Source organism: Pseudomonas abietaniphila (genome assembly GCF_039697315.1).
GTDB classification, from domain to species: domain Bacteria; phylum Pseudomonadota; class Gammaproteobacteria; order Pseudomonadales; family Pseudomonadaceae; genus Aquipseudomonas; species Aquipseudomonas abietaniphila_B.
The window spans coordinates 4,416,701-4,443,195 of record NZ_CP155619.1 but is presented as its reverse complement, the minus strand read 5'-3'; the positions used below and the strand labels follow the sequence as shown (position 1 = coordinate 4,443,195).

Here is a 26,495-nt window from a genome sequence, read left to right as displayed (position 1 = left end):
CAAGCGCGCTCCTACAGGGTTAACACTCTTACTTCTGCGGACCTTTCATGACAGCCCCAGCCGACCTCTCGCCCACTCTGCAACTCGCCTGCGACCTGATCCGTCGCCCATCGGTCACGCCGCTCGACGCCGACTGTCAGGCCGTGATGATGAAACGTCTGGGCGATGCGGGTTTCATGCTGGAACCCATGCGCATCGAGGACGTGGATAACTTCTGGGCCACTCACGGCACGCAGGACGGTCCGGTGCTGTGCTTCGCCGGCCACACCGACGTGGTGCCGACCGGCCCGGTCAAGGCTTGGCAGAACGACCCGTTCGACGCTCTGATCGATGAAAACGGCATGCTGTGCGGCCGTGGCGCGGCGGACATGAAGGGCAGCCTGGCGTCGATGATCATCGCCACCGAGCGCTTCGTCGCCGATTACCCGAATCACAAAGGCAAAGTCGCGTACCTGATCACCAGCGACGAAGAAGGCCCGGCGCACCACGGCACCAAAGCCGTGATCGAACGCCTGGCCGCCCGCAAAGAGCGTCTGGACTGGTGCATCGTCGGCGAACCGTCGAGCACCACGCTCGTCGGCGACGTGGTCAAGAACGGCCGTCGTGGCTCGCTCGGCGCCACGTTGACCGTCAAAGGCATCCAGGGTCATGTGGCCTATCCGCACCTGGCCAAGAACCCTATTCATCTGGCGTCCCCGGCCCTGGCCGAACTGGCGGCGGAACACTGGGACGAAGGCAATGCATTCTTCCCGCCAACCAGTTTCCAGATCTCCAACCTGAACTCGGGGACTGGCGCGACCAACGTGATTCCAGGTGACCTGACGGCGGTGTTCAACTTCCGCTTTTCCACCGAATCGACGGTCGAAGGCCTGCAAAAGCGCGTCGCCGACATCCTCGACAAACATGGCCTGGACTGGCACGTGGAGTGGGCGTTGTCAGGTCTGCCGTTTCTGACCGAGCCTGGCGCATTGCTCGACGCGGTGTCGGCCAGCATCAAGACCGTCACCGGTCGCGACACAAAACCGTCCACCAGCGGCGGTACGTCGGACGGGCGCTTTATCGCAACCCTGGGCACGCAGGTGGTTGAGCTGGGCCCGGTCAACGCGACCATTCACCAGGTCAACGAACGCATTCTGGCCAGCGATCTCGACGTGCTCACCGAGATCTACTACCAGACCCTGGTCAAGTTGCTCGTCTGATGCTGACCTGCCCGATCTGTTCAGCGCCGCTCGACGCAGCGGACAACGGCGTGGTGTGCCCGGTGGGCCACCGCTTCGACCGCGCCCGCCAGGGTTACCTGAACCTGCTGCCGGTCCAGCACAAAAACAGCCGCGACCCCGGCGACAATCAGGCGATGGTCGAGGCACGCCGCGACTTTCTCAACGCCGGGCACTACGCCCCGGTGGCTAAACGTCTGGCCGAGCTGGCCGCCGAGCGTCACCCTGCGCATTGGCTCGACATCGGCTGCGGTGAGGGTTACTACACCGCGCAGATCGCGACTGCCCTGCCCGATGCCGACGGCTATGCGCTGGATATCTCGCGGGAAGCGGTCAAGCGCGCCTGCAAGCGTAATCCTGATTTGACGTGGTTGATTGCCAGCATGGCCCGCGTGCCGCTGCCCGACGCCAGCGTCCAGTTCATCGCCAGCGTGTTCAGCCCGCTGGACTGGTCAGAAGCCAAGCGCCTGCTGTCGCCTGGCGGTGGCTTGATGCGTGTAGGGCCGACCAAAGAACACCTGATGGAATTGCGTCAACGCCTGTACGACGAAGTCCGTGACTACGCGGACGACAAGCACCTGGCGTTGGTCCCTGAGGGCATGACCTTGCAGCACAGCGAAACCCTGACGTTCAAGCTGACGCTGGTCGATGGTCCGGCCCGTGCGAATCTGCTGGCGATGACGCCCCACGGTTGGCGCGCCAGTGCCGAGCGCCGGGCAAGCGTGATCGAACAGGCCGAGCCGTTCGAGACCACGGTGTCGATGCGTTACGATTATTTCGTTCTGCAATGAGCACCCGGCGACCGGCATCGAACACCTACACCGAATGAATCCGCGAATGGATTTTCCAGAACACTCACGAGGCCTCCATGCGCCAACCCGATATCGAGATTTACCTGAAAGACGCTGACGTCGATCACAAGGCCATTACCCACTGGCTGACGGCAGACATCGGCCCGTGCAGCGAATGGGTCCAGAAAGGCCAGACCTGGAAGTGCACCGCGGGGAACATTCCGGTGACCTGGATTCCCAAGGCCGTGGGCAAATGGAACAGCCTGTGCCTGGACAGCGACCAGACGCCGTGGGAAGACGACATCGCCTGCGCCCGCGCCGCGTTCGCGGCTCTGAACGTCGAAGTCCGCTGCGCGCCGGGCACGTGGGTGGAGGAAGAGAACGACGAAGACGCCGACCGCTGGATTCGCATCAGCGTCGACGGCGAAGAAGAGATTACCTGGCGTACGTCGTAAGGCTGCACGCTGCAGCTCCCACAGCGATTGACTGACCGATCGTATTCGCTGCCGTCGTAACCTCCGACGTCTCCCACGGGTTGCTGTCACGCCGTGGATCGGTGACACACCTCGATCCCTGTGGGAGTCAGCTTGCTCACGAAGAGGGCGTCTAGTCCCTGCATCTTCAGTGGCTGATACCCGGCATTCGCGAGCAAGCTCGCTCCCACAGTGCGTGTGCGCCCGCTTTGGCGCGCAACTTTGCCCATCCCCGCCATATGCGGCAAACTGGCCGCTTCGTGGGCATTGACCCCTTAGCGCAGAATTCGTATGACCCGTTCCCCGTTCCGTCGTCTTGTGTTTGGCACCCTGCGTCGCTTGCTGTACCTGTGGGTGCGTTCGGAGACCATCAATCAGTCGTCGTTCACCCTCAATCTGGACCGCAGCCGTCCGGTGTTTTATGCCCTGCAGAATCCATCGCTGAGCGACCTTGCCGTACTCGACACCGAGTGCCGAAAGGCCGGTCTGCCGCGCCCTGTCCTGCCAGTCGTGGTGGGCAACCTGACCGAGCCTGCCGCATTCTTCTACCTGACGCCCGAGCCTGACTGGCTGGGCCGTCAGGACAAACGCGGCGCGCCGCCTGTTCTTGAACGTCTGGTCGGTGCGGTCTCGCAGAACGCTGCCGAAGACGCGCAGATCATTCCCGTCAGCGTGTTCTGGGGCCAATCGCCGGACAAGGAAGACAGCCCCTGGAAGCTGCTGTTCGCCGACAGTTGGGCCGTCACCGGGCGCCTGCGCCGTTTCGTCACGATCCTAATTCTGGGTCGCAAGACCCGCGTGCAGTTTTCCGCCCCCGTCCACCTGCGCGAACTGGTCGACGAGAACAAAGGCTACGAGCGCACGGTGCGCATGGCCCAGCGTCTGCTGCGCGTGCATTTCCGCAACCTCAAGACCGCCACCATCGGCCCCGATCTTTCGCACCGCCGCAATCTGGTGAAAGGCCTGGTTGCCGACCCTTTGGTCAAACAGGCCATCCTCGACGAAGCCGCACGGGAGAAAATTCCTGAAGCCAAGGCCCGCGAGAAAGCCCTGCACTACGGCAACGAAATCGCCTCGGATTACACCTACACCGCGATCCGCTTTCTGGAAGTGGTGCTGAGCTGGTTCTGGAACAAGATCTACGACGGCATCAAGGTCAGCCATCTGGAAGGCGTGCAGAACGTCGCCCAAGGCAACGAGATCATCTATGTGCCCTGCCACCGCAGCCACATCGACTACCTGCTGCTTTCCTACCTGCTGTTCCGCAACGGGCTGACGCCGCCGCACATTGCGGCCGGCATCAACCTGAACATGCCGGTCATCGGCGGCCTGCTGCGGCGTGGCGGTGCGTTCTTCATGCGCCGTACGTTCAAAGGCAACCCGCTGTACACCGCCGTCTTCAACGAATACCTGCACACGTTGTTCACCAAGGGCTTCCCGGTGGAGTACTTCGTGGAAGGCGGACGTTCGCGCACCGGGCGCATGCTGCAACCCAAGACCGGCATGCTCGCGATCACGATGCGCAGCTTTCTGCGCAACTCACGCACGCCGATCGTGTTCGTCCCCGTGTACATCGGGTACGAGCGCGTGCTCGAGGGTCGTACGTACCTTGGCGAGTTGCGCGGCGCGGCGAAGAAGAAAGAATCGATCTTCGACATTTTCAAAGTCATCGGCGCGCTCAAGCAGCGTTTCGGGCAGGTGTCGGTCAACTTCGGCGAGCCGATCAAACTGGCCGACTTCCTCGACCACGAACAACCGGACTGGCGTGCTCAGGAACTGGGCCCGGTCTTCAAACCCGCATGGCTGAACGAGACCACTCACCGTTTGGGCGAACGCGTCGCCCGGCACCTGAACGAAGCGGCGGCGATCAATCCGGTCAACCTGGTGGCGCTGGCCCTGCTGTCGACGCCCAAACATGCCCTGGACGATCAAGCCCTGGCGCGCGTGCTCGACCTGTACCTGACGCTGCTGCGCGCAGTGCCCTACTCCCCGCACACCACGCTGCCCGAAGGGGATGGCCGTGCGTTGATCGAGCACGTGAAAGGCATGGACTTGCTGTCCGAGCAGAAAGACGCGCTGGGCAAGATTCTGTACCTGGACGAGCAGAACGCCGTCCTGATGACGTACTACCGCAACAACGTGCTGCACATCTTCGCGCTGCCCTCCTTGCTCGCGAGTTTCTTCCAGAGCTCGTCGCGCATGAGCCGGGAACAGGTCCTGCGCTACGCGCGCGCGCTTTACCCGTACCTGCAAGCCGAGCTGTTCATTCGCTGGTCGCTGGACGAACTGGATGCCGTGATCGATCAATGGCTGGCGGCGTTCGTCGAACAAGGCCTGCTTCGTTTCGAGAACGATGTCTACCTGCGCCCTGCGCCGAGTTCGCGCCATTTTGTGTTGCTGACCGTGCTGTCGCGCGCCATCGCTCAGACCCTGCAACGCTTCTACATGTCGATTTCGCTGCTGCTCAACAGCGGCCAGCACACGCTGACGGCTGAAGAACTGGAAGACCTGTGCACGATCATGGCCCAGCGCCTGTCGATCCTGCACGGCCTGAACGCGCCGGAATTCTTCGACAAAAGCCTGTTCCGCCACTTCATCCAGACGCTGCTCGACCAGGACGTGCTGCGCAAGGACGAGGGCGGCAAACTGGGTTATCACGAGCTGTTGGGCGAACTGGCCGAAGGCGCGGCCAAGCGCGTACTGCCCGCCGAAATTCGCTTATCGATTCGCCAGGTGGCACTGCATCGCAATGAAGAGGTCGTAGAGACAGACCCGAGCGTCTGACGCAGTTCCCTGTGGGAGTGAGCTTGCTCACGAAGCAGTCCGTCCGCTCGGAACAGTTCTCGCAGCGTAAAAGCACGCCGCCGCACGACAAGGAGATTCACCCGATGAAACATATTCTGCTGACCTTGATGACCACCGTTCTCGCCGCGTGCGCCCATGCGCCGGACAACCTGCCCGGCACGGTCGACGGCGAAGTGTTCTACGTGCAGCGGATGGCATTGCCACCGACCGCCACCCTGGAGGTCACCCTTCAGGACGTGTCGCTCGCCGATGCGCCGGCCCAGACACTGGCCAGCCAGAAAGGGCCGATCAAAAATCAGGTGCCGCTGCCCTTCCACCTGACCTACGATCAGAAGCAGATCCAACAGGGTCATACTTACGCCGTCAGCGCGCGCATCGAAGTTGACGGCAAGCTGCTGATGATCAGCACCGAGCGCTACACCGTGGACCTGACACTGGAAGAAAAACCGCCAGTGAAGATCCGCCTGAATCCGGCCCGATAAGCGGGTCGCACATTGCTTTCTCTTTTTTTTGAAAAGGACGTTCCCCATGCTGCTTCGCACGCTTTCGTTCACTGGCCTGTGTGCCGGCCTGATGCTGTCAGCCAGTGCCTTTGCGCTCTCGCTCGGTGACCTGTCGCAATCGGACGCGACCGGCGGCCTGAAGGATGCGCTGACCCAGGGCGCACAGATCGCCGTCAAACAGCTGGGCGTGCCGGGCGGTTTCAGCAACAACAAGGACGTGCGCATTGAACTGCCGGGCAAGCTGGGCAAGGTCGCAAGCAAGATGAAGCTGCTAGGCATGGGCACTCAGGTGGAACAACTGGAAACCAGCATGAACCAGGCGGCCGAAGCAGCCGTGCCACAGGCTCAGGCGCTGTTGGTCGATGCCGTGAAGAAAATGAGCGTGTCGGATGCCAAAGGGATTCTGAGCGGCGGCAAGGATTCGGCCACTCAGTACCTGAACAAATCCAGCCGCGAGCAGATCCGCGCCAAGTTCCTGCCGATCGTGAAGCAGGCCACCGACAAAGTGGGCCTGGCACAGAAGTACAACGCCTTTGCCGGTCAGGCGGCAAGCCTGGGGGTGGTCGATGCGAAGGACTCGAACGTCGAAGGTTATGTGACCGAGAAGGCGCTGGACGGGTTGTTCGAGATGATCGCCAAGCAGGAAGAAAGCATCCGCGCGAACCCGGCGGCTGCGGCGACGAGTCTGGCGAAGAAGGTGTTTGGGGCGCTGTAAGCGCTTTGCGCGTCAGGAAACGCCCTGTCTGGTGTTGAATCAGATGGGGCTTTTTTTCGCGTCGGATTTAGGCTGAACGGACATCCATGGCCGTAGGCGGCTGTCGCGGCATCCATGCCGCTCGGCCCACTCCGCGCCACCTGCGTTCAGCCTGCACCAAAGTCGCGTTTTGTGGTGTCTGGACTGTCGCGCATGAAGAGCAAGAGTAAGAGCTTTTGATTCTGCCAAAGGCGTAGGAGTCCGGCTTGTCCGACGATCTGCTGCGAAGCAGTAGTAAAACCAAACACCTCGGCAGTGTCAGGCAATCCGCATTCCCAAGATTTACTGCCGGTTCCCGGCAGGTCGCGGGACAAGCCACGCTCCTACAGGGATTGAGTAAGCCTGATAGCTCTGCTTCTGCCGTTGATGTGCTTTTGTTTGATCGTTCCCACGCTCCGCGTGGTAACGCATCGATTGACGCTCTGCGTCCAACTTGACGCAGAGCGTCATGGCAGGCATTCCCACGCGGAGCGTGGGAACCATCACGATCAAAGGTGCAGCCAGGCCATCATCCCCAGCACCACGCTCACCCCACCCGCGCCGTACGACACCTTCTGCAACCACTCTTTGCGAGTGAGCAATGTGATCGCCGCCAGCGAAATGGCCATCTGGATCGCCATCATTGCCTGCGCCCAGCGATGGTGAGAATGCAGCACACGCTCGGACTTCTCATCCCATTCTTGCGCCTGAGCCTCAAGTGCCTCGGCCTTGGCGCGCGCGGCCTCCTTATCGGCTTTGTAACGCTGCACTTCTGCCGTGTAGTGCGCCGCGTCCAGACCCGGAATGTGACTGGCCAGGTCCGCAAGGTTTTCCCGGCTCGACTTGGCCTGGTAGTAGTTCCACTGGTTAGACGCCTCGGTCTTCTTGATCGCCGCGTTATTCTTGTCCATCGCCGCCTCGCTCTCGGTCGAGCCGGCCTGATAGCTGAGCATTGCGCCGACCGTGGCCATGATCGCCGTCATCACGGCAATCTTCCCGGCAAAACGATCGCCAGAACGGTGTGCGTGTTCGACATGATGTTCGTGAGGGCTAGGGACTTCGAAAGATTCGGACATGGACTTTCTTGCGCCTGAGAAGACGTTGAAACAGACAGTGCTTGAGCAGCCGGAGCTGGCCGGGGCGAATATAGGGGATATCCCCAGGCCAGAGAAGCCGCGCAGTGATTCTGTTCAGCAATTAGAAAGTTATCCGCCTGTGGAATCGCCCTCGCCCTTCTTCACCTTGAACCACGCCGCATACAAGGCCGGCAAAAACAGCAGCGTCAGCGCGGTCGCGACGATCAGGCCGCCCATGATAGCGACCGCCATCGGGCCGAAGAACACGCTGCGGGACAAAGGGATCATCGCCAGCACGGCGGCCAACGCCGTGAGTACGATCGGGCGGAAGCGTCTTACAGTCGCTTCGATGATCGCTTGCCAGCGATCGAGCCCTGCGGCGATGTCCTGTTCGATCTGGTCGACCAGAATCACCGAGTTGCGCATGATCATGCCCGACAGCGCGATGGTGCCGAGCATGGCCACGAAGCCGAACGGCTGACGGAAGATCAGCAGGAACAAGGTCACACCGATCAGGCCCAACGGCGCCGTGAGGAACACCATGAAGGTGCGGGAGAAACTGCGCAGCTGAATCATCAGCAACGTCAACACGACCACAATGAACAGCGGCACACCGGCGTTCACCGAGTTCTGGCCACGGGTCGAATCCTCCACGGTTCCGCCGACCTCGAGCAGGTAGCCGTCCGGAAGTTGCGCGCGGACTTCGTCGAGTGTCGGCAGGATCTGCTTGACCAGTGTGGCCGGCTGTTCCTTGCCGTAGATGTCGGCGCGGATGTTCACGTTCGGCAGGCGGTTGCGGTGCCAGATGATGCCTTCCTCGAAGCCGTACTCCAGCGTCGCCACCTGGGACAACGCGACACTGCTGCCGTTTTCAGTCGGGATTGCCAGGCTGGCCAGCCCGCCAAGCTCATGGCGTTCCTGCTCGGTGCCACGCAGCAGAATCTCGATGAGTTCGTCGTCCTCGCGGTACTGGCTGACGCTGGAGCCGGTCAGCTGGCTTTGCAGGAATCGCGACAGGTCGGCCGTGGTCACGCCGAGCGCCCGGGCCCGGTCCTGATCGACATTGAGATAGACGACCTTGCTCGGCTCTTCCCAATCCAGGTGGACGTTGACCACGTGCGGGTTTTCCCGAACCTTGGCCGCCACCTTGCGCGCGAGTGCGCGGACTTCATCGATGTGTTCGCCGGTGATCCGGAACTGCACCGGATACCCAACGGGTGGGCCGTTCTCCAGTCGCGTCACACGGGGTCGCAGCATCGGGAACTGCTCGTTCATCGTCTGGATCAGCCACGTGCGCAGGGCCTCGCGGTCTTCGATGGTTTTGGCCAACACCACGAACTGCGCAAAGCTGGCCGCCGGCAGTTGCTGATCCAGCGGCAGGTAAAAGCGCGGCGAACCGGTGCCCACATACGCCACATAATTCTCGATGCCCGCATGACCCTTAATCATGGCTTCGAGGCGCTTCACCTGCTCAGTGGTGTTGCTGAGCGATGCCCCTTCGGCAAGTTTGAGGTCGACCATCAACTCCAGCCGACCCGAAGCCGGGAAGAACTGCTGAGGCACGAAACGGAACATGACAATCGACAGCACGAACAGGCTGATGGTCAACACGATCACGGTCTTGCGACGGCGTACGCACCAGCCCACCAAGGCGCGGACGCGCTTATAGAACGGCGTGCCGTAAGGGTCCGGCGCTGCAGAACCGGCGCCATGTCTCACCGCATGAAGCTTGGCCAGGTCCGGCAACAACCGGTCACCCAGATAAGGCACGAACACCACGGCCGCGACCCAGGACGCAAGCAAGGCGATGGTCACCACCTGAAAGATCGAGCGGGTGTACTCGCCCGTGCTCGACTGCGCCGTGGCGATCGGCAGAAAACCTGCCGCCGTGATCAACGTGCCGGTGAGCATCGGGAACGCCGTGCTGGTCCAGGCAAAGCTCGCGGCCTTGAGCCGGTCGTAGCCCTGCTCCATCTTGATCGCCATCATTTCCACGGCAATGATCGCGTCGTCCACCAGCAACCCCAACGCGAGGACCAATGCGCCGAGGGAAATCTTGTGCAGGCCGATTCCCAGGTAATACATGCAGGCGAACGTGATCGCCAGCACCACCGGAATCGCCAACGCCACGACCATGCCGGTGCGCACGCCGAGGGAAAAGAAGCTCACCAGCAGCACGATGCCCAACGCTTCGGCGAGCACTTGAACGAACTCACCGACACCGGTCTTCACCGCGGCGGGCTGATCAGACACCTTACGCAGCTCCATGCCGGCCGGCAGGTTGCGTTGCAAGCGGGCGAACTCACCTTCCAGGGCCTTGCCCAGAACGAGGATGTCGCCGCCGTCTTTCATGGCGACCGCGAGGCCAATGGCGTCTTGGCCCATGAAGCGCATGCGCGGCGCGGGCGGATCGTTGAAGCCTCGGCGCACATCGGCCAGATCGCTGATGCGGAATGTGCGATCACCGACGCGGATCGGGAAATCACGAATCTCGTCGACGGTCTGGAAACGCCCGGTCACGCGCAACTGAACGCGTTCGCTCGGCGTCTCGAAAAAGCTCGCGGCCACCACGGCGTTCTGCGCTTCCAAGGCTTGCTGCACGGCTTGCAACGGCAAGCCGAGGGTCGCGAGCTTGACGTTGGACAGCTCGATCCAGATCTTCTCGTCCTGCAGGCCAACCAGCTCGACCTTACCGACGTCTTTGACCCGCTGCAGCTGGATCTGGATGCGGTCGGCGTAATCCTTGAGCACCGCGTAATCGAACCCTTCGCCTGTCAGCGCATAGATATTGCCGAAAGTGGTGCCGAACTCATCGTTGAAAAAAGGCCCCTGGATGCCTGCGGGCAGGGTCTGGCGTATGTCGCCGATCTTCTTGCGGATCTGATACCAGAGTTCCGGCAATTTGGCCGACACCAGTGAGTCGCGGGCCATGAACGTGACCTGAGACTCGCCGGGCCGCGAGAACGAGACGATGCGCTCGTAATCGCCCGTTTCCATCAGCTTCTTTTCAATGCGATCCGTGACCTGGCGCGCCACTTCCTCGGCACTGGCGCCGGGCCAGAGCGTACGAATGACCATGGCTTTGAAGGTGAACGGCGGATCTTCGCTTTGTCCCAACTTGGTGTAAGACAACGCGCCAACTACAGCCAGAAGAATCATCAGGTACAAGACCATCTGCCGGTTGCGCAGGGCCCATTCGGAGAGATTGAAACGCATCCGTGCTTACTCCTTCGCCGCCAGTTTCACCGCGCGGTTGCTGCGATCAACCGGACGAACCTGCTCGCCTTCGTGCAGCACATGAACCCCGGCGGCCACCACCCAGTCACTGGCTTGCAGGCCACTCAATACCGGCACCGACTCCTGTCCGTACGCGCCCACCTGCACCGGTGTGCGCTTGAGGGTGTTGTCACCTTGCAGCCGCCAGACGTAGGTCACGCCATTCTCGGCGGTCAGCGCGGACAGCGGCACCGACAATGGCACGTTGTGCTCGGACGCAATGAACACCCGTGCGCTCTGGCCGAGCTCGGCGGTCACCTTACCTGCGGCGAAGGCGATGCGCGCGGCGAAGGTCCGCGAGCGGGGATCGGCCGCCGGGGACAGTTCACGAATACGGCCCGGAAAACGTTGCTCACGCTGCGTCCACAGCTCCACCGAAACCGGGTCGCCAATCTTGAAACGTCCGTAGTTCTGTTCGGGCAAGCTGATCGACACTTCGCGCTCGCCATCGGCGGCCAGGGTGAACACCGTTTGCCCGGCCGCCACGACTTGGCCGACTTCCACCAGACGCTTGGCAATGACTCCGTCCTGCGACGCACGCAGCACGGCATAACCGGTCTGATTGTCGGCGACCGTCAACTCGGCCTTGAGCTGCCGCAGGCGAGCATCGCCGGCGCGATACAGGTTTTCGGCGTTGTCGTACTGAGATTTGCTGACCATCTGCCGTTCCATCAGCGTCTTGTAACGGTCACGCTCGGAGCGGACCATCTGCAGATTGGCCTCGGCGGCGGCGACTTGCGCGCGCGTGGCGTCCAGCTGGAGACGTACGTCCTGGGCGTCCAGCTCTGCCAGCGGTTGGTTGGCTTTGACCCGCTCGCCCTCTTCGACCCACCGCTTGCTGACTTTGCCGGGAATACGAAACGCGAGTTCCGGCTCGAAGCGGGCGCGAACTTCACCGGGATAGCTGTCCATGGATTGGGACGACGGCACCGGTTGCACTACCATGGCCGGACGTACTGTGGCGGGGACGGATACTTCCTGGCCGCAACCTGCCAGCAATGACACCAGGCTGATTGGCACGACGAGGAGCAAAGCATCGCGAAACATGGTGTGGCACCTTGGCGAGTGAGGGCTTGGAATAATTGTACTGGCGAGTATATTAAAAATTACCGAACTGAACAGTCCACTAATAAAACACCTATGCCTGAAGAACGAATGACCGACGCGACATCCACCACCGGCCCCGGTCGCCCAAAGGATCTGGCCAAGCGCCAGGCGATCCTCAACGCCGCGAAAGACCTGTTCGTGCGCAACGGTTATGCGAGCACCAGCATGGATGCAGTGGCCGCTGAGGCCGGGGTTTCCAAGCTCACCGTCTACAGCCATTTCAACGACAAGGAAACGCTCTTTTCCGCCGCCGTGGTGGCGCGCTGTGAGGAGCAGCTGCCTGAATTGTTCGTCGACGTCGGCCTGGCGGAACCGGTTGAAAAAGTATTGCTGGGTATTGCGAGGGGATTTCAGACCCTGATCAACAGCCCGGAATCGATTGAATTGCACCGGCTTATGATCGCCTTGGGCACTCAGGACACCGCGCTTTCACAGGTCTTCTTCGAGGCAGGGCCGCAACGCATCCTGCATGAAATGGAGCGGTTTCTGACGCGGGTGAACGACACGGAGGGATTGCACTTCGATTCACCGGTCAGCGCGGCCGGACATTTCCTGAGTTTGATCAAAGGCGTGTGCAATTTCCGACTGCTGATCGGCAACGGCGGCGTGCCGGATGAACAGACCGGTGAACAGCATGTGCGGGAAGTGGTGGCGTTGTTTTTGAGGGCGTATCGGGCCTGAAGCTATCTGGCGAGACCTGATCCGCTCTACGACTTGAATCAAGTACGAAATCCTGTGGGAGCGAATTCATTCGCGAAGAGCCGGTACAGTCAACATAGGTGCGGCGACTGACAAATCTTTCGCGAATGAATTCGCTCCTACAGGTGCTGGAGGTGCGAATTACGGCTTCAACGCCTTCTTCGGATAGATGTCATAGCGGCTGGATTTCCCGTCCAGCGCATAGCTGGGCTTTACGCCTTCGATGCACGGCGCCTTGCGTGGGCGTTTGACCACCACGCGGTGAGTGGCCAAGGCCAAAGCGGCTTCCAGCAAGGCCGGCGCGTCCATGTCATCGCCCACCAACGGCCGGAACAGGCGCATTTCCTTCTTCACCAGCGCCGTTTTCTCACGGTGTGGAAACATCGGGTCGACATAGATCACCTGCGGTGGCTCACCCTGCCAGTTGCGCATCAGCTCGATGGAATTGCCCGTCAACAAGCGCATCTGACCAATAATGCCGCCCACTTCCAGGTCCTGAGATCCCCGCGCCAGGCCGTCTTCGAGTAACGCCGCGATGATCGGCTGGCGCTCGATCAGGCTCATTTCACACCCCAGGCTCGCGAGCACGAACGCATCCTTGCCCATCCCCGCCGTTGCATCCAGCACACGGGGGCGGACGCCTGGCTGGATGCCAACGGCCTTGGCGATCATCTGCCCACTGCCGCCGCCGAACAGACGCCGATGAGCCGCCTTGCCTTCCACGAAATCCACACGGACCGGTCCTGGTGCATCGTCACCCAATTGCTGCAATTGCAAACCGTCATCGCTGACCTGCAAGGCGAAGTCGGCGTCGGCATCCTCGTGCGGCAGACCAAGACGTCTGGCCCACTGCGCCGCCTTTTCCTGAGAGTCAGGGGTCAGGGCTTCAACCCGGATGCGGCTGCCCGCCTGTTGCTCGTTCATCGTTTCCACACGCTCAAATTTTCTTAATGATTGGCAACATCTGCCGATAACGAAAGTATCCGGCATTTTGCCAGAGCCACGGCATGTACTGAGCGCTTATGTCAGACATTCAGCAAACATCATCGATAGGTTATTTGACGTACGCAGGCGACTACAGCGTACGCAATACCGAAACCCTGAGCGGCGTCACGCAGCTCTGGCAGGATGCGTTTGCCCGTGCAATGGCTCAACAGGTCGACGATAACGCGGGCACGGCCCCGGCCTACAGCGTCGTCGCGGCAACGGACAGCATGACCGGCGAGCCGATTGCCGGCGCCAGGACCCTGAGCAAAATCGTCGAGCAGCGCGCCTGCCCCGTCGAAGACAAGGAGATCGCTCCGCCGGAGCCCTTGTTTCTGCCCATCGCCGAATTCGAATGGGACCTGGCCGACAAACCCGCTGTGCCGTTCAGCGCCAGCGAACTGATTGAGCAACAACGCAATCTGGAGTTCGACAGCAGCTGGGTGCGTCCAACCGTAGTCAACCCTTACGACGACAGCGTCGAACCCGGCCCTGGCCCTCAACCACGCCCTCTGTTCCTGCCCATCGCCGAGTTCGAATGGGACCTGGCCGACAAACCCGCCACGCCGTACAGCCCCGAAGAGATAACCGAACAACAGCGCAATCTGGAGTTCGACAATGGCTGGGCACGTCCAATCGTGTTGCAGAACCTGCGTATCGCCGCCTGACGAATAATCGCTCTTCAAACCCAGGAGCGCGCTGGTCCGCGATTGGGCATTTCCAGCGCTGCATCTTTGTTAGATGAGCTATCCAATCGCGGGCAAGCGCGCGCCTACAGGGTCCTATGTCATCTATCGACAAACCTGCCAACGTCCCATGTCCACATGAAAGTGATTCCGATGCGCGGCGTTGTAGTCCGGGCCGAGGACGGTGTTGAACTGCTTGCAGGCGCCATCCCTGACCAGCCTCAGAAAACGTCCGTTGTCCCCGTCGTCTTTCCAGTCCTTGAGTACTGAAATCCGCCTGCCGTCTGCCAGACGAAACCCTGCGATATCCAGCGCATTGGCTGACGCATGCTGGCTGAGCCTTCCCTCGCTGCGGTTATAAACGTTGCGACAGGCGAAGCTGCCCAGATGATCGATCTGTACGACCTTCTCCCCGAACACCGCCTGCGCCGCCGGTTGCAGTGCGTGAACATCGAACAGCGCGTAGGCCACCGCGAGCCGACAACTGGAGAGAAAACTGCTGCTTAACGTTACTTCGCCGCCTTGAATACGCAGCGTATCGTTCAACGGGCATTTGGCATCCGGGCCGCTGTCGGCCTGATGGGCGTAACGCAGTGTCGAGGTCTGCAACGCCTGATCACAGAGCAAGGGGTCATCCTCCAGGCGCCAAAGCTTGAAGCGTGTCAGCAGGTTTGGCGGCTCCCGTACATCGAGCGGCGCCCAAGGGTTCCACCGCTCGGGCACGTCAAGCCAACCTCGCCAGACGGAAAAAACCATCCCGGCGCTGATCAACAATAAGGCGAGGAAAACAGTCGAGCCGCGCATGGGCAAAGTGTCCGGAGAGTGAGAGCGTCCACCCTATCGACCTCACAGCAGGCCGAGTTGCTCCACCTGCGGCCCACGATCCAGCTCAGGCAGTTCAGGCAAGCCCGGCAGCAACGTCATCAATTGCCGATGGAAACGTCGTGCAAGGTCCGGCGCCTGAATGTTGTCCGGGGTGTGCAAAAAGACATACGGCGTGCGCCCTTCCTCGATCCATCCGGCGACTTTCTGCGCCCACTGGTGGACAAAACTGTCGTTAGCCTCCAGCTCCGGGCGCCCGATGAACCGCACCTGTGGAAATGCCGTCAACGCAGCAGGACGTGGCGGGACTTTCGGCTTTTTCGATTGCGCGTGCAGGACGGCCGGATCGCTGGAAACACAGCTAAAGAGCGGCCGCGAATCCAGGCAGATACGCTCGACGCCACGGTCGAGCAGCAGGCGGTTGAGCATCCGCTCTTCTTCGCCTTTGTTGAAGAACGCCATGTTTCGCACTTCCACCGCCAGCGACCGACCCTCCAGCGCCTCGATAAAGGCCGCCAGTTCACCGAGCCGGTTCGGGGTGAAGCTCGCGGGCAGTTGCAACCACAACGGTTGAACGCGCTCGCCGAGGGGCGCCAGCAACGTCAGGAAATCCTCGGCCGAAGTCAGGTGCTCGCGCAGGTCGCCCGCATGGCTGATGTCGCCGGGGAACTTGGCGGTGAAACGAAAATGCTCAGGCAGGACCTGCGCCCAGCGCTGCACAGTGGTGGCAGCCGGGCGGGCATAGAACGTGGTGTTGCCTTCAACGGCGTTGAAGACTTGAGCGTAGAGCTCGAGAAAATCCGTGCTGCGCGCGTCTTCCGGGTACAACGACTGACGCCAGGCGTTTTCGCTCCAGGACGGGCAACCGATGTAGTAAGGCGGGTTGGCGACGTTCAAACGTGAAGGTCGAGCCCCGAGACCTCAAGATCCCAGTCGACAAAGGTGGACGTCGTCAGGTAGCTGCTCAACGCGTGGGCAACACGGGTGCTCATGGCACGGGGGAAAATGATGTCTTGCTGGCGAGCCGGCACGTTGGCGGTGCTGCCGGTCTGACGACGGGACGACTGAGGAATGACTTCAACGTCGTCGATCACTTCTTCAGAGGCGTTGTCGATCGTCGCAGAGCCTTTGCGCGGCTTGCGCTTTATCGGGTACGAACGTTGTGAAGGACCATTAATCCGCATCGATGCTTACTCGGCGTCTTGTAGTGGCAATTTAATCTCACGGAACGCACTTAAGCAAACTCGCGAACGATAACTAGACCACAGTTATTACAAAACGTTTAAATCCACCGAGCAGAAAATGAACATTTGTCGCCGAACGGTAGCAAATCCTGTGACTTGGGTCGCAGATCGAGCGTGTTTGCGGTTCGGATTCGCTGCCCTCGTAACCTCGGACGTCTCCTACAGAGTCCGGGTTGATGCGCGTACTCGGTTCGGCCTCACTCCAACAGGCGTCCGAGCTTGGCAGACCCGTTCAACGCGCTTTCGGCGTCGCGACCTTGTCACGCAGATAAACAGGCTGTGCATCGTCAGCGACGATGGCCTCGCCACGCTGCCAGGCGAAGGTCGCCAGCGTCAGCAGGTCCTGAGCGTGGGGCAACATGCCGGGGGCCTGAGCGGACACTGTCACCGGGATGCGCTCGGCGTAGCCCCAACCGGTGCCAGCACCGAACCATTCTCCCGAAGCATCGGCGGGCAACGCGGCCTGCTCCGGCGGCATCACGGCTTCCTCGCCGACCAGCTTCATTTCACCCGCGATGTCGCGGTAGCAACCCCAATACACTTCGTCCATCCGCGCATCGATGGCCGCCGCGACCTGGCTGACGCCGTGCTCGCGCAACGCTCGCTGCGCCAGCACGGCCAGGTTGGAAACGGGCAGCACCGGACGATCAAGCCCAAACGCAAGCCCCTGAACCACGCCAATAGCGATGCGCACACCAGTGAAGGCACCCGGGCCGCGACCGAATGCAATGGCGTCCAGCGCTGACAGGCCGATACCCGCTTCGGCCAGCAGATCCTTGATCATCGGCAACAGTTTCTGCGCGTGCAGGCGCGGGATCACCTCGTAGTGAGTCAGTACTTTGCCGTCGTGCAGCAAAGCAACTGAGCAGGCTTCAGTGGCGGTGTCCAGGGCCAGCAGGGTCGTCATCGGGTTTTCCACGGTTGTGCAAAAGAGGGTTAGACAAAAACGTGCCGCATTATAAACAACAACGGCCCGCAAGCGGGCCGTTGTTCACTGCACCGATCAAACGATCAGGCCAGTGCTTCCTTCACTTTCGAGGTGATCTGCTCGACCGAGCCGACACCCGGAATGCTGCTGAACTTCGGCGTGCCGTCCTTCTCTTCGAGCTTTTTGTAGAACTCGACCAGAGGCTCGGTCTGCGCGTGATACACCGACAGGCGATGACGTACGGTTTCTTCGACGTCGTCTTTACGCTGGACCAGCGGCTCGCCCGTCACATCATCCATGCCTTCGACTTTCGGCGGGTTGTGGATGGTGTGGTAAACGCGGCCCGAACCTTCGTGCACACGACGGCCGGAAATGCGCTGGACGATTTCTTCGTCGTCGACCTTGATCTCTACCACGTGATCGATCGCCAGGCCCGCATTCTTCAGGGCTTCAGCCTGAGGAATGGTGCGCGGAAAACCGTCGAACAGGCAGCCGTTGGCGCAGTCAGGTTGCGACAGGCGATCCTTGATCAGACCGATGATCAGGTCGTCGGAGACCAGACCGCCGCTGTCCATCACGCTCTTGGCCTTCAGACCCAGTTCAGTCCCCGCCTTGACCGCTGCGCGCAGCATGTCACCGGTGGAGATTTGCGGAATGTCGAATTGCTTGGTGATGAACGTTGCCTGAGTACCTTTACCGGCCCCGGGAGCTCCCAGCAGAATCACGCGCATTGTTGTGCTCCTCAATTTTTATAGAGATTTCGTCGGATTCGCCTAAATGGGGCCAATCACAAAAAAAATTAACTGACCCAACGGCCAAAGGCTGATCAAGATACACAGCCGATTCATGCCGCACAAGACGCCAAAAGTCGCAGTAACCCGCGATAAACCAGTAGCTTGGCAACGATCAACAGACGGGTATGACCTGGCGCAACTTTAAAGCGATGCGCCTTCGCCGATCACCCACGCGCCGCGAGATGAAGGCTTTCGCCCTCATCCGCGTGGACACCCTCACCTTAGCCCGTGTTGCGCAAACCGGCGGCAATGCCTGCGACAGACACCAACAGGGCCTGCACCAAAGGACTGTCCAGACTCGCGTCCTGAGCACGGGATCGCGCCAGCAACTCGGCTTGCAATAGATGAAGCGGATCGAGGTAGGTGTTGCGCAGGCTGATGAATTCCAGGGTTTCAGGACTGTGCGCCAGCAACTGCGACTGGCCGGTCAACCCCAGCACCACGCTGCAGGCCTGCGACAATAGGTCGCGCAAATGCGCACCTAAATGCTGCAGTCCCGGCTCCACCAGACGCTCGTCGTAGAGTTGCGCGATGTCGCTGTCGGCCTTGGCGAGCACCATCTCCAGCATGTCGATCCGCGTCCGGAAAAACGGCCACTGCTCACGCATCTGCGCCAGAAGCTCGCCTTCGCCTCGCTTGAGGGCTTTGCTCAGGGCGTCTTCCCAACCCAACCAGGCAGGGAGCATCAAGCGTGTCTGGGTCCAGGCGAAGATCCACGGAATCGCCCGCAAGCTCTCGACGCCACCCTCTCGACGCTTGGCCGGTCGACTGCCCAGCGGCAGGCGACCAAGCTCCTGCTCAGGCGTCGCCTGGCGGAAATACTCGACGAATTCAGGGTTTTCTCGCACCACGGCGCGATACGCGCTGACGCCATCCGCCGCCAGCTCATCCATCATCGTACGCCAGGCGGGCTCGGGCATTGGCGGCGGCTGCAGCGTCGCTTCAAGCACGGCCGCCAGATACAGATTGAGGTTTTGTTCGGCGATGTCCGGCAGGCCGAACTTGAAGCGAATCATCTCGCCCTGTTCGGTGGTGCGGAAACGCCCGGCGACCGAGCCCGGCGGCTGCGAGAGAATCGCCGCGTGAGCCGGACCACCGCCCCGGCCGACCGTGCCACCGCGACCATGGAACAGCAGCAGTTCAACCTGTTGCGCGCGGCAGATCTCCACCAGTTTTTCCTGCGCCCGGTACTGTGCCCAGGCGGCGGCTGTCGTGCCCGCATCCTTGGCCGAGTCGGAGTAACCGATCATGACTTCCTGCGGGCCGTGCAAACGCAGGCGATAGCCCGGCAGGCTCAGCAAGTGCTCGATCACCGGCCCGGCGTTGTCCAGGTCGGCCAGGGTCTCGAACAACGGCACCACGCGCATCGGGCGCTGCAATCCGGCTTCCTTCAACAGCAGTTGTACGGCCAGCACATCGGACGCCGCCCCGGCCATGGAGATCACGTACGATCCCAGCGATGCGGCAGGCGCAGCGGCCACTTCCCGACAGGTCGCCAGCACTTCGGCCGTATCGGCGGCGGGCTTGAAGTGCGCGGGCAGCAGCGGACGCTTATTGCTCAACTCACGCAACAGAAACTCGATACGCGCGTCTTCATCCCACTCGTTGTAGCGCCCAAGCCCCAGATAATCGGTGATTTCGGTCATCGCCGAGCTGTGCCGCGTGGAGTCCTGACGCACGTCGAGCTTGACCAGAAACAGTCCGAACGTCACAGCGCGACGCAGGCAATCCAGCAACGGACCGTCGGCGATCACGCCCATGCCGCACTCATGCAGCGACTGAAAACACAGCTGCAACGGGTCCAGTAGATCGCGATTGTTGTGCAGCACACCTTCAGGCGCAGGCTGCGTGACACTCAACGAGGCATGCGCCCAGTTACGGGTGGCCCGCAGCCGTTCGCGGAGTTTTTTCAGCACGCTGCGGTAAGGCTCGGCACTGTCTCCCGCCGCCGCCATCAGCGCCGGGCTGGCCTGCTGCATCGACAACTCAGCCGCCAGTTGATCTACATCTCGCAGGTAGAGATCGGCAGCCATCCAGCGCGCCAGCAAGAGCACTTCACGGGTGACAGCTGCGGTGACATTCGGGTTGCCATCCCGGTCACCGCCCATCCACGAGGCAAAGCGAATCGGTGCGGCTTCGAGTGGCAAATGCAGGCCCGTCGCGGCGTGCAGCGCCTGATCGGCTTTGCGCAGGTAATTGGGAATGGCTTGCCACAGCGAGTTTTCGATCACCGCAAATCCCCACTTCGCTTCGTCCACGGGCGTGGGTCGAATGCGGCGGATCTCTTCGGTGTGCCAGGCTTCGGCGATCAGGCGTTGCAGCCGCTCGGTGATCTGCTCGCGCTCAAGGCGGTTCAGGTCACGATGGTCGAGGGCGGCGAGCTGCGCGGCGATGGCGTCGTATTTCTGGATCAAGGTCCGGCGCGCGACTTCGGTGGGGTGCGCGGTGAGCACCAGCTCGATTTCCAGCTTGCCGAGCTGGCGCGCCAGCGCTTCGGAGGATTGCCCGGATTGCTTGAGACGCTCCAGCAATTCCGGCAGCACGCGAGACTCGAAGGGTTGCGGCTTGCTGTCATCGCGGCGATGGATGAGCTGGTATTGCTCAGCGATGTTGGCCAGGTTCAAGAACTGGTTGAACGCCCGCGCCACCGGCAGCAGCTCGTCTTCACCGAGGCTTTCAAGGTTGGAGCTCAGTTGCCCGGTGCTTTGCGTCGAGCCGTGTCGACCGGCCTTGGCGCTTTTGCGGATACGCTCAATCTTCTCGAGAAAATCAGCCCCGTGCTGATCACGGATGGTGTTGCCCAACAGCTCGCCCAACAGGTGAACGTCCTCCCGCAAACGTGCATCGATATCAGCCATCCAGCCTTCTCCTTCAGCGTTTTTTTGTTCTGCCTTGAGTCAGTTCGATCACTCGAAACTGAACGCCCTCGTAAGTTTTGCCTCTATCTCTGTGTATAGAGCGACAAATTCATACATGCGCGCAACCCTTTGCCGCACATCTGCCGGGAGCAAGCTAGTCTCATCAGCGAACCCCACGAGGGTTCGAACATCCGCCTGAACCCGCCACCACGCGGGTGTACGAAGAGGTCTTTATGAAAATTCGTGAGCTCGCAAAACAGTGGGAACAGACCGCCAAGGGTCGCCTGACCAAGACCGGCTATGCGGTTCATCTGGATGTCGAAGCCGCTGCACGGCTGGCCGCGCTGGCTGAAATGTACCCCAAGCGCACCCCGGAAGAATTAATGGGCGAGCTGATCGGCGCCGCCCTGGAAGAGCTGGAAGCCAGCTTTCCGTATATCAAGGGTTCGCACGTGGTCGCCACCGATGAAGAAGGCGATCCGCTCTACGAAGATGTCGGTCCAACACCGCGTTTCCTCGCTCTGTCTCGTCGTTTTCTGCAGGATTTGTCCGATCAGCAGGACAGCCAGCAGCACTGATTACGACGTCGTTTTCAGCGCGTTTAAAAAGGTCGCGCCACCCCGTTACCACGGGCCTGGCGCGTCTTTTTTTGTGCCAATTTTGCAGCGCCAATTTCTCACTTTGTAAAAATCCATCCAGTCAGATGGCTAAAAAACGCTGAACTATTCAAAAACTGCTCAGGTCCGAGCCTTTAGCCATTACAGAAAAAGCCGACAGATGGCAGCGGATACATGACCCCGTCATCCAGCCGCCAGGCCCTTGACTGAAATGGAAAACAACGTGTTTTTCAGGAGTTTCAAAATGGAGTTGACCACCATGAATATCAGCACTGCCAAAACCACGTTCACTGGCCTGCGCGGGCTGAAACTGGCCGCGCTGGCTCTGGGCACCAGCTTCCTGCTCGCCGGTTGCGCAGGCAACCCGCCCAGCGAGCAATATGCCGTCACCCAATCCGCAGTGAACGCAGCCGTTACTGCAGGCGGTACCGAGTACGCAGCGGTGGAAATGAAATCCGCCCAGGACAAGTTCAAGCAGGCCGAACTGGCCATGCAGGAAAAGAAATACGACGAAGCCCGCAAATATGCCGAGCAAGCCGAATGGGACGCTCGTGTAGCCGAGCGTAAGGCTCAGGCCGCCAAGGCACAGAAAGCGGTGCAGGATGCTCGTCAGGGCGTCAATGAACTGCGTGAAGAAGGCATGCGCCAGGCTCAGCCGGTCAGCCAGTAACCCTTCGCCTTTCATGCATTGGCCATTGATTTAAAGGAAGAAACCATCATGCGTAAACAAGTACTGATCCCTGCCCTGCTGGCCCTGAGCGTTGGTCTGGCTGCCTGCTCCTCGCAACCTAACGTGAACCTGGAACAAGCCCGGACCAACTACTCGGCGCTGCAAAGCAATCCAAAAGCCACTGAACTGGCGGCATTGGAAACCAAAGACGCCAGCGAATGGCTGGACAAGGCAGACGCCGCGTATCGCAATCATGACGACGAAAAGAAAGTCGACCAGCTGGCTTACCTGACCAACCAGCGCGTCGAGCTGGCGAAGCAAACAATCAATCTGAAGACAGCTGAGAACGATCTGAAAAACGCATCGGCCCAACGTGCTCAAGCGCGTCTGGATGCTCGCGATGCTCAGATCAAGCAACTGCAGAACAGCTTGAACGCCAAGCAGACCGAGCGCGGTACGCTGGTGACCTTCGGCGACGTGCTGTTTGACCTGAACAAGGCTGAGCTGAAGTCGGCGGGCCTGGTGAACGTGAACAAGCTGGCGCAGTTCCTGTCGGAAAACCCTGATCGCAAGGTGATCGTCGAGGGCTACACCGACAGCACCGGTTCGGCGACCTACAACCAGTCGCTGTCCGAGCGCCGCGCGAACTCGGTGCGTATGGCACTGGTGAAGATGGGCGTGGCCATGGACCGTGTGGTCGCACAGGGTTATGGCAAGGAGTACCCGGTGGCGGATAACGCCAGCGCGTCGGGCCGTGCGATGAACCGTCGTGTGGAAGTGACCATTTCCAACGACAACCAGCCGGTTGCGCCGCGTTCTTCGATGCAGTGATCGGGATGATGCGGTGATGTGATTGCCGCTGTAAGTCAGAGAGCCCCGTCTGTGGATGCAGATGGGGCTTTTTTATGGGTGTTTGTGGGGGCGTTTTTTTGGTGGGGTTGAAGTTGTGTCATCTCGTTTTGTGTCGTCTGGACTTTCTCGGTATGAAGATCAAAAGCAAGGGCAGGAGCAGTTCACTGCTCCGCTTTTGATTCTGCCGAAGGCGTAGGAGTGCGGCTTGTCCCGCGATCTGCCGGGAACCGGCAGCAAAACTGGCGCATACGGCGTGTCAGATAAATCCGAGTTGTCCGGTTTTGCTACCGCTGCGCGGTAGATCGCGGGACAAGCCACGCTCCTACAGCTAACGCGACAGCTTGATCGTTCCCACGCTCCGCGTGGGAATGCATGGCAAGACGCTCTGCGTCCCAGTCGACGCGGAGCGTCAATCGATGCGTTACCACGCGGAGAGTGGGTACGATCAAACGACCAGAGAGACCTGTGCATGCGGGGTGTCAGTCAGAATTGAGTCGCCTGGTTTTGCTACCGCTGCGCGGTAGATCGCGGGACAAGCCACGCTCCTACAGCTAACGCGACAGCTTGATCGTTCCCACGCTCCGCGTGGAATGCAGGGCAAGACGCTCTGCGCCCGAGTCGACGCGGAGCGTCAGTCGATGCGTTACCAAGCGGAGCGTGGGAACGATCAATAACCTAAACGCCCCAAAAAACGCAGCACATAAATCACTGCACCTTCTGCGGTGTCTCCTGCCCCATGCACCTCACCGCCTGCTTGCGATCATTCACCAACACCCCGGTCAGCCCTTTCTGCTCGGTATCGAACAACACCATCACCCCGTCGATACACTGAGCCACCTGCGGCGCCGGCTCCAGCGAGACTTTATAGTCCTCCCCCGGCACCGTCTTGAGCATCGTGAACTCGCTCAACTGCAACGCATCCTCAGGCTTCGCAAAGTGCAGATACCCGTAGTACCACAACGTCCCGACGGTCAAGAAAATACAGCCGATCCCGGTCAGAATCTGCGGGATCACGTTACGCTCGTCACTCATTTCGAACTCTCTGCCGGTTGCGTTTCCGATGGCGCAGAGGAGGTGTTCTTGCTCGCATCAGGATCAGGGTAATTGGGAATCTCGGCCAGACGCCGCAGGCCATTGAAATGTTGCGGGTCGTCCAGATACCGAACCATGACTTCACGCCAGGTCGGGTCCTCGAAGGTCTGCACGTGCGGCCCTCGCGTCAATTGCAAGACTCGTGGCAACGGGGCGGACTGGTACAGGCTGATGCCGTTGTATAAGGGCACTTGCGTGTCGTCGAGGCTCTGGAACAGCAGCATCGGCGTTCCTTTGAGCTGCGTAATGCCATTGATTGCGCTGTCGCCGTCGGGGATCACCCACGACAATGGCCGCTTGAATGCCCACGTGAGCCACGACGTGCTTAGCGTGTAGCGCGCCACTTCGCGATAGCTGGCTGGCACACCGTCCAGCACCAAGGCTTTCACCCGGGAGCGCTGTTGCGGATGCTCGGAAAGGTAGTGAACCCCCAGTGCACCACCGATGCTCTGCCCCAACACCACCAGCGGTTTACCCTGCACCTCGGGCGCTTTGTTCAGCCAGTCGAACGCCGCGTCGATGTCCTTATAGACCGCAGGCAGGCTGGGGTCGCCTTCGGAATGGCCATAGCCGCGATAGTCCAGCAACAGCACCTGATACCCCTGCTCGGGAAGCCAATAGCTGCCGCTCAGGTGCCAGGCCATGTTGCCGCCGTTGCCGTGCAGGTGCAGCACCGTGCCCTTGATAGCGACGCCCTCTTTCGCCGGGAGAAACCAGGCATTGAGCTTTTTGCCGTCGGCGGTCGTCAGGGTCAGATCACGGTACGGCAGGTGAGCCTTTTCCGGGGTCAGGGGGACGTCTCGCTCCGGGTAGAACAGCAGTTCGCTGCAACCGGTGAGGGACAAGAACAGCAGCAGCGTGAGCAGAGGCTTCAAGCGATGTCCTTTTATTCGAATTATCCAGACCGATATGGACAACGGCAGGCGTGAGACGCTCACGCCTACAGGGAATACCTTCGATTGCCCCCTCTTATGGGATAGCAATCAGAGAATATTCGAGTAATCCGCCTCGATCCGGTCCAGGCTCAGGTGGTTGAGGAAGTTGGAGAAGCACATCCAGGCCGACAATGCGTTCATGTCGCGGAACTGTTCCGGGAGGTATTTGGGCGGCACCACCAGCCCTTCGTCCACCAACTGGCGCAACGTGCGCATGTCTTCGAGCGTGGTCTTGCCGCAGAACAGCAACGGCACTTGTTCAAGCTTGCCCTTCCTCACGGCCAACTGGATGTAGTTGTAAACCATGATGAAGCCCTTGAGGTAGGACAGGTCCTTGGTGAACGGCAGACCGTTAGGCACAGAACCCCGGAAAACGCGGCTGGCGTTGCCGTAGCTTTCCGGCATGCCGAAGCCCTGCTCACGGTAGAACTCGAACACCTGAAGGAAATCAGCGCCTTCCTCGGCCATATGAATCGCACGGGTGCGGTTGGTCAGCTTGCGCAGGCGGCTTGGGTAGGAAGCGAAGCCGATGACTTCCATCAGAATCGCCAGGCCTTCCTGGGTTACGGTCGACGAGGGCGGCCCTTTCGCGAGGAAGGTGCAGATCGGCTGGTTCTGACCGTTCAGGGTCGTGCCCACGTGCACAAGGCCTTCATGGACCTCCAGCGCCCGCACGTCGCGCTCGTTGAACATCGCGTCGCTGCGGATCTTGATGTAATCGGCGCCCGCCGCCGCGTCCGCGACGATACCGTCGGACTCGAACACGCGGATGGTTTCTTCCGCCTCGCCGAAGGTGCGATTCAACCGGCTTTGCAGCATGGCAACGGCGTCTTTCGCCGTCAGAATCTTCGGTTCGTCCTTAAGGTCACCGCGCCCGGCGATGTTGTTCAGGTAATCGGACAGCATCAGGCCAAGGTCGGCCAGCGTCGGATCTCCGGCATGAAACGCATCGGACGCCGCGCCGTACAACTCTTGGGAGATCAGGCCGAAATCCGGTGTGCCGCGGGCTTCGAGCATCCGGATGACCATCCGGTACTCCTTGCACATGCGGCGCATGATCTGCCCGACCGGGTTGAACTGCCCCAGTTGCCGGGTGATGTCGCGTTCGATGTTCTGGAATTCCAGCTTCAACGCGCCGGAATCAAAACCCAACGGGCGATTCTCGTAGTAGGCCCGATCGATTTCGGGCAGTTGCTTGCCCTTGGCGGAAAGAAAATTCTTGCGGATGCTGTCGTCCCACTTCACCGCATCGAGTACACGGATCGGCGTTTGCGCGAACACGATACGATCGGACAGCGTGCGAATGGTCTGCTGGTAATCGTCCACCCAGTAC

Annotated in this window: 25 protein-coding genes; 11 read left to right on the top strand and 14 right to left on the bottom strand. The window is 60.6% G+C overall.

Features of this window, described 5'->3' with window-relative positions:
- The first annotated feature begins 47 nt into the window (after positions 1–47).
- The 6 genes from dapE (at position 48) to ABDX87_RS19580 (ending at position 6,504) form a co-directional block, all read left to right on the top strand.
- Positions 48–1,199, top strand: a complete 1,152-nt coding sequence (dapE, locus tag ABDX87_RS19605) for a succinyl-diaminopimelate desuccinylase (RefSeq protein WP_346829371.1) — start codon at positions 48–50, stop codon at positions 1,197–1,199.
- Positions 1,199–2,008 carry a putative RNA methyltransferase gene (locus ABDX87_RS19600; protein ID WP_346829370.1) on the top strand — a complete coding sequence of 270 codons (810 nt, stop codon included), beginning with the start codon at positions 1,199–1,201 and terminating at the stop codon, positions 2,006–2,008. Before dapE ends, ABDX87_RS19600 begins: the two co-directional genes overlap by 1 nt.
- A 77-nt stretch (positions 2,009–2,085) precedes the next feature.
- Positions 2,086–2,463: a hypothetical protein gene (locus tag ABDX87_RS19595; protein WP_346829369.1), complete on the top strand. Its 378-nt coding sequence runs from the start codon at positions 2,086–2,088 to the stop codon at positions 2,461–2,463.
- Positions 2,464–2,772: 309 nt separating this feature from the next.
- Positions 2,773–5,265: a glycerol-3-phosphate 1-O-acyltransferase PlsB gene (gene plsB, locus ABDX87_RS19590; RefSeq protein WP_346829368.1), complete on the top strand. Its 2,493-nt coding sequence runs from the start codon at positions 2,773–2,775 to the stop codon at positions 5,263–5,265.
- 104 nt (positions 5,266–5,369) lie between these two features.
- Positions 5,370–5,768, top strand: a complete 399-nt coding sequence (locus ABDX87_RS19585) for a YbaY family lipoprotein (protein ID WP_346829367.1) — start codon at positions 5,370–5,372, stop codon at positions 5,766–5,768.
- A 46-nt stretch (positions 5,769–5,814) separates the two neighbouring features.
- Positions 5,815–6,504, top strand: coding sequence for a DUF4197 domain-containing protein (locus ABDX87_RS19580; RefSeq protein WP_346829366.1), 690 nt, complete (start codon positions 5,815–5,817; stop codon positions 6,502–6,504).
- Positions 6,505–6,650: 146 nt separating this feature from the next.
- Here the strand turns inward: ABDX87_RS19580 and ABDX87_RS19575 are convergent, their stop codons facing one another.
- The 4 genes from ABDX87_RS19575 to ABDX87_RS19560 form a co-directional block, all read right to left on the bottom strand.
- Positions 6,651–6,857 (bottom strand): hypothetical protein, encoded by a 207-nt coding sequence (locus tag ABDX87_RS19575; protein ID WP_346829365.1) that lies wholly within the window; start codon positions 6,855–6,857, stop codon positions 6,651–6,653.
- A 174-nt stretch (positions 6,858–7,031) separates the two neighbouring features.
- Positions 7,032–7,598 carry a DUF4337 domain-containing protein gene (locus tag ABDX87_RS19570; RefSeq protein ID WP_346829364.1) on the bottom strand — a complete coding sequence of 189 codons (567 nt, stop codon included), beginning with the start codon at positions 7,596–7,598 and terminating at the stop codon, positions 7,032–7,034.
- A gap of 129 nt (positions 7,599–7,727) precedes the next feature.
- On the bottom strand, positions 7,728–10,814 hold the full coding sequence (locus ABDX87_RS19565) for an efflux RND transporter permease subunit (protein WP_346829363.1): 3,087 nt from the start codon (positions 10,812–10,814) through the stop codon (positions 7,728–7,730).
- Positions 10,815–10,820: 6 nt separating this feature from the next.
- The gene (locus tag ABDX87_RS19560) at positions 10,821–11,921 is read right to left on the bottom strand and encodes an efflux RND transporter periplasmic adaptor subunit (RefSeq protein WP_346829362.1); all 1,101 of its coding nucleotides are present in this window, start codon (positions 11,919–11,921) and stop codon (positions 10,821–10,823) included.
- 108 nt (positions 11,922–12,029) lie between these two features.
- Between ABDX87_RS19560 and ABDX87_RS19555 the strand changes: the two genes are divergently transcribed.
- A complete protein-coding gene (locus ABDX87_RS19555; RefSeq protein ID WP_346833570.1) occupies positions 12,030–12,662 on the top strand; it encodes a TetR/AcrR family transcriptional regulator in 633 nt (210 codons plus the stop codon).
- A gap of 159 nt (positions 12,663–12,821) precedes the next feature.
- Here ABDX87_RS19555 and ABDX87_RS19550 read toward each other — a convergent pair whose 3' ends face one another.
- On the bottom strand, positions 12,822–13,604 hold the full coding sequence (locus ABDX87_RS19550) for a class I SAM-dependent methyltransferase (protein ID WP_346829361.1): 783 nt from the start codon (positions 13,602–13,604) through the stop codon (positions 12,822–12,824).
- Positions 13,605–13,702: 98 nt separating this feature from the next.
- On the opposite strand from ABDX87_RS19550, the gene ABDX87_RS19545 reads away from it, so the two are divergent.
- Positions 13,703–14,332, top strand: a complete 630-nt coding sequence (locus tag ABDX87_RS19545; RefSeq protein ID WP_346829360.1) for an energy transducer TonB — start codon at positions 13,703–13,705, stop codon at positions 14,330–14,332.
- A 123-nt stretch (positions 14,333–14,455) separates the two neighbouring features.
- On the opposite strand, the gene ABDX87_RS19540 is transcribed toward ABDX87_RS19545, so the two are convergent.
- The 6 genes from ABDX87_RS19540 to ppc form a co-directional block, all read right to left on the bottom strand.
- On the bottom strand, positions 14,456–15,154 hold the full coding sequence (locus ABDX87_RS19540; RefSeq protein WP_346829359.1) for an extensin family protein: 699 nt from the start codon (positions 15,152–15,154) through the stop codon (positions 14,456–14,458).
- Between the two features lie 42 nt (positions 15,155–15,196).
- Positions 15,197–16,069, bottom strand: a complete 873-nt coding sequence (locus ABDX87_RS19535; protein ID WP_346829358.1) for a DUF72 domain-containing protein — start codon at positions 16,067–16,069, stop codon at positions 15,197–15,199.
- On the bottom strand, positions 16,066–16,356 hold the full coding sequence (locus ABDX87_RS19530) for a hypothetical protein (protein WP_346829357.1): 291 nt from the start codon (positions 16,354–16,356) through the stop codon (positions 16,066–16,068). The genes ABDX87_RS19535 and ABDX87_RS19530 overlap by 4 nt, the downstream gene beginning before the upstream one ends.
- A gap of 292 nt (positions 16,357–16,648) precedes the next feature.
- Positions 16,649–17,323, bottom strand: coding sequence for a tRNA (adenosine(37)-N6)-threonylcarbamoyltransferase complex dimerization subunit type 1 TsaB (tsaB, locus tag ABDX87_RS19525; RefSeq protein WP_346829356.1), 675 nt, complete (start codon positions 17,321–17,323; stop codon positions 16,649–16,651).
- A 104-nt stretch (positions 17,324–17,427) separates the two neighbouring features.
- The gene (gene adk / locus ABDX87_RS19520; RefSeq protein ID WP_346829355.1) at positions 17,428–18,075 is read right to left on the bottom strand and encodes an adenylate kinase; all 648 of its coding nucleotides are present in this window, start codon (positions 18,073–18,075) and stop codon (positions 17,428–17,430) included.
- A gap of 284 nt (positions 18,076–18,359) precedes the next feature.
- On the bottom strand, positions 18,360–20,996 hold the full coding sequence (gene ppc / locus ABDX87_RS19515; protein WP_346829354.1) for a phosphoenolpyruvate carboxylase: 2,637 nt from the start codon (positions 20,994–20,996) through the stop codon (positions 18,360–18,362).
- A gap of 233 nt (positions 20,997–21,229) precedes the next feature.
- Here ppc and ABDX87_RS19510 point away from each other — a divergent pair, with 233 nt between their 5' ends.
- From ABDX87_RS19510 to ABDX87_RS19500, 3 genes are all read left to right on the top strand, one after another.
- Positions 21,230–21,574 (top strand): pilin assembly protein, encoded by a 345-nt coding sequence (locus ABDX87_RS19510; protein WP_346829353.1) that lies wholly within the window; start codon positions 21,230–21,232, stop codon positions 21,572–21,574.
- Positions 21,575–21,857: 283 nt separating this feature from the next.
- Positions 21,858–22,283 carry a DUF4398 domain-containing protein gene (locus tag ABDX87_RS19505; protein ID WP_346829352.1) on the top strand — a complete coding sequence of 142 codons (426 nt, stop codon included), beginning with the start codon at positions 21,858–21,860 and terminating at the stop codon, positions 22,281–22,283.
- 48 nt (positions 22,284–22,331) lie between these two features.
- Positions 22,332–23,114, top strand: a complete 783-nt coding sequence (locus ABDX87_RS19500; RefSeq protein ID WP_346829351.1) for an OmpA family protein — start codon at positions 22,332–22,334, stop codon at positions 23,112–23,114.
- 726 nt (positions 23,115–23,840) lie between these two features.
- Here the strand turns inward: ABDX87_RS19500 and ABDX87_RS19495 are convergent.
- From ABDX87_RS19495 to ABDX87_RS19485, 3 genes are all read right to left on the bottom strand, one after another.
- Complete coding sequence (locus tag ABDX87_RS19495; protein WP_346829350.1) at positions 23,841–24,167, bottom strand: hypothetical protein; 327 nt, start codon at positions 24,165–24,167, stop codon at positions 23,841–23,843.
- Positions 24,164–25,102 carry an alpha/beta hydrolase gene (locus ABDX87_RS19490; protein ID WP_346829349.1) on the bottom strand — a complete coding sequence of 313 codons (939 nt, stop codon included), beginning with the start codon at positions 25,100–25,102 and terminating at the stop codon, positions 24,164–24,166. Before ABDX87_RS19490 ends, ABDX87_RS19495 begins: the two co-directional genes overlap by 4 nt.
- A 108-nt stretch (positions 25,103–25,210) precedes the next feature.
- Entirely contained in the window at positions 25,211–26,488 is a 1,278-nt protein-coding gene (locus ABDX87_RS19485) for a flavohemoglobin expression-modulating QEGLA motif protein (RefSeq protein ID WP_346829348.1), read from the bottom strand.
- Positions 26,489–26,495: the final 7 nt, after the last annotated feature.

Excerpts from the sequence above, each read along its gene's own strand:
- dapE (WP_346829371.1), top strand. The coding sequence starts at position 48 with ATGACAGCCCCAGCCGACCTCTCGCCCACTCTGCAACTCGCCTGCGAC.
- ABDX87_RS19600 (WP_346829370.1), top strand. The coding sequence starts at position 1,199 with ATGCTGACCTGCCCGATCTGTTCAGCGCCGCTCGACGCAGCGGACAAC.
- ABDX87_RS19595 (WP_346829369.1), top strand. The coding sequence starts at position 2,086 with ATGCGCCAACCCGATATCGAGATTTACCTGAAAGACGCTGACGTCGAT.
- plsB (WP_346829368.1), top strand. The coding sequence starts at position 2,773 with ATGACCCGTTCCCCGTTCCGTCGTCTTGTGTTTGGCACCCTGCGTCGC.
- ABDX87_RS19585 (WP_346829367.1), top strand. The coding sequence starts at position 5,370 with ATGAAACATATTCTGCTGACCTTGATGACCACCGTTCTCGCCGCGTGC.
- ABDX87_RS19580 (WP_346829366.1), top strand. The coding sequence starts at position 5,815 with ATGCTGCTTCGCACGCTTTCGTTCACTGGCCTGTGTGCCGGCCTGATG.
- ABDX87_RS19570 (WP_346829364.1), bottom strand. The coding sequence starts at position 7,598 with ATGTCCGAATCTTTCGAAGTCCCTAGCCCTCACGAACATCATGTCGAA.
- ABDX87_RS19565 (WP_346829363.1), bottom strand. The coding sequence starts at position 10,814 with ATGCGTTTCAATCTCTCCGAATGGGCCCTGCGCAACCGGCAGATGGTC.
- ABDX87_RS19560 (WP_346829362.1), bottom strand. The coding sequence starts at position 11,921 with ATGTTTCGCGATGCTTTGCTCCTCGTCGTGCCAATCAGCCTGGTGTCA.
- ABDX87_RS19555 (WP_346833570.1), top strand. The coding sequence starts at position 12,030 with ATGACCGACGCGACATCCACCACCGGCCCCGGTCGCCCAAAGGATCTG.
- ABDX87_RS19550 (WP_346829361.1), bottom strand. The coding sequence starts at position 13,604 with ATGAACGAGCAACAGGCGGGCAGCCGCATCCGGGTTGAAGCCCTGACC.
- ABDX87_RS19545 (WP_346829360.1), top strand. The coding sequence starts at position 13,703 with ATGTCAGACATTCAGCAAACATCATCGATAGGTTATTTGACGTACGCA.
- ABDX87_RS19540 (WP_346829359.1), bottom strand. The coding sequence starts at position 15,154 with ATGCGCGGCTCGACTGTTTTCCTCGCCTTATTGTTGATCAGCGCCGGG.
- ABDX87_RS19530 (WP_346829357.1), bottom strand. The coding sequence starts at position 16,356 with ATGCGGATTAATGGTCCTTCACAACGTTCGTACCCGATAAAGCGCAAG.
- tsaB (WP_346829356.1), bottom strand. The coding sequence starts at position 17,323 with ATGACGACCCTGCTGGCCCTGGACACCGCCACTGAAGCCTGCTCAGTT.
- adk (WP_346829355.1), bottom strand. The coding sequence starts at position 18,075 with ATGCGCGTGATTCTGCTGGGAGCTCCCGGGGCCGGTAAAGGTACTCAG.
- ppc (WP_346829354.1), bottom strand. The coding sequence starts at position 20,996 with ATGGCTGATATCGATGCACGTTTGCGGGAGGACGTTCACCTGTTGGGC.
- ABDX87_RS19510 (WP_346829353.1), top strand. The coding sequence starts at position 21,230 with ATGAAAATTCGTGAGCTCGCAAAACAGTGGGAACAGACCGCCAAGGGT.
- ABDX87_RS19505 (WP_346829352.1), top strand. The coding sequence starts at position 21,858 with ATGGAGTTGACCACCATGAATATCAGCACTGCCAAAACCACGTTCACT.
- ABDX87_RS19500 (WP_346829351.1), top strand. The coding sequence starts at position 22,332 with ATGCGTAAACAAGTACTGATCCCTGCCCTGCTGGCCCTGAGCGTTGGT.
- ABDX87_RS19495 (WP_346829350.1), bottom strand. The coding sequence starts at position 24,167 with ATGAGTGACGAGCGTAACGTGATCCCGCAGATTCTGACCGGGATCGGC.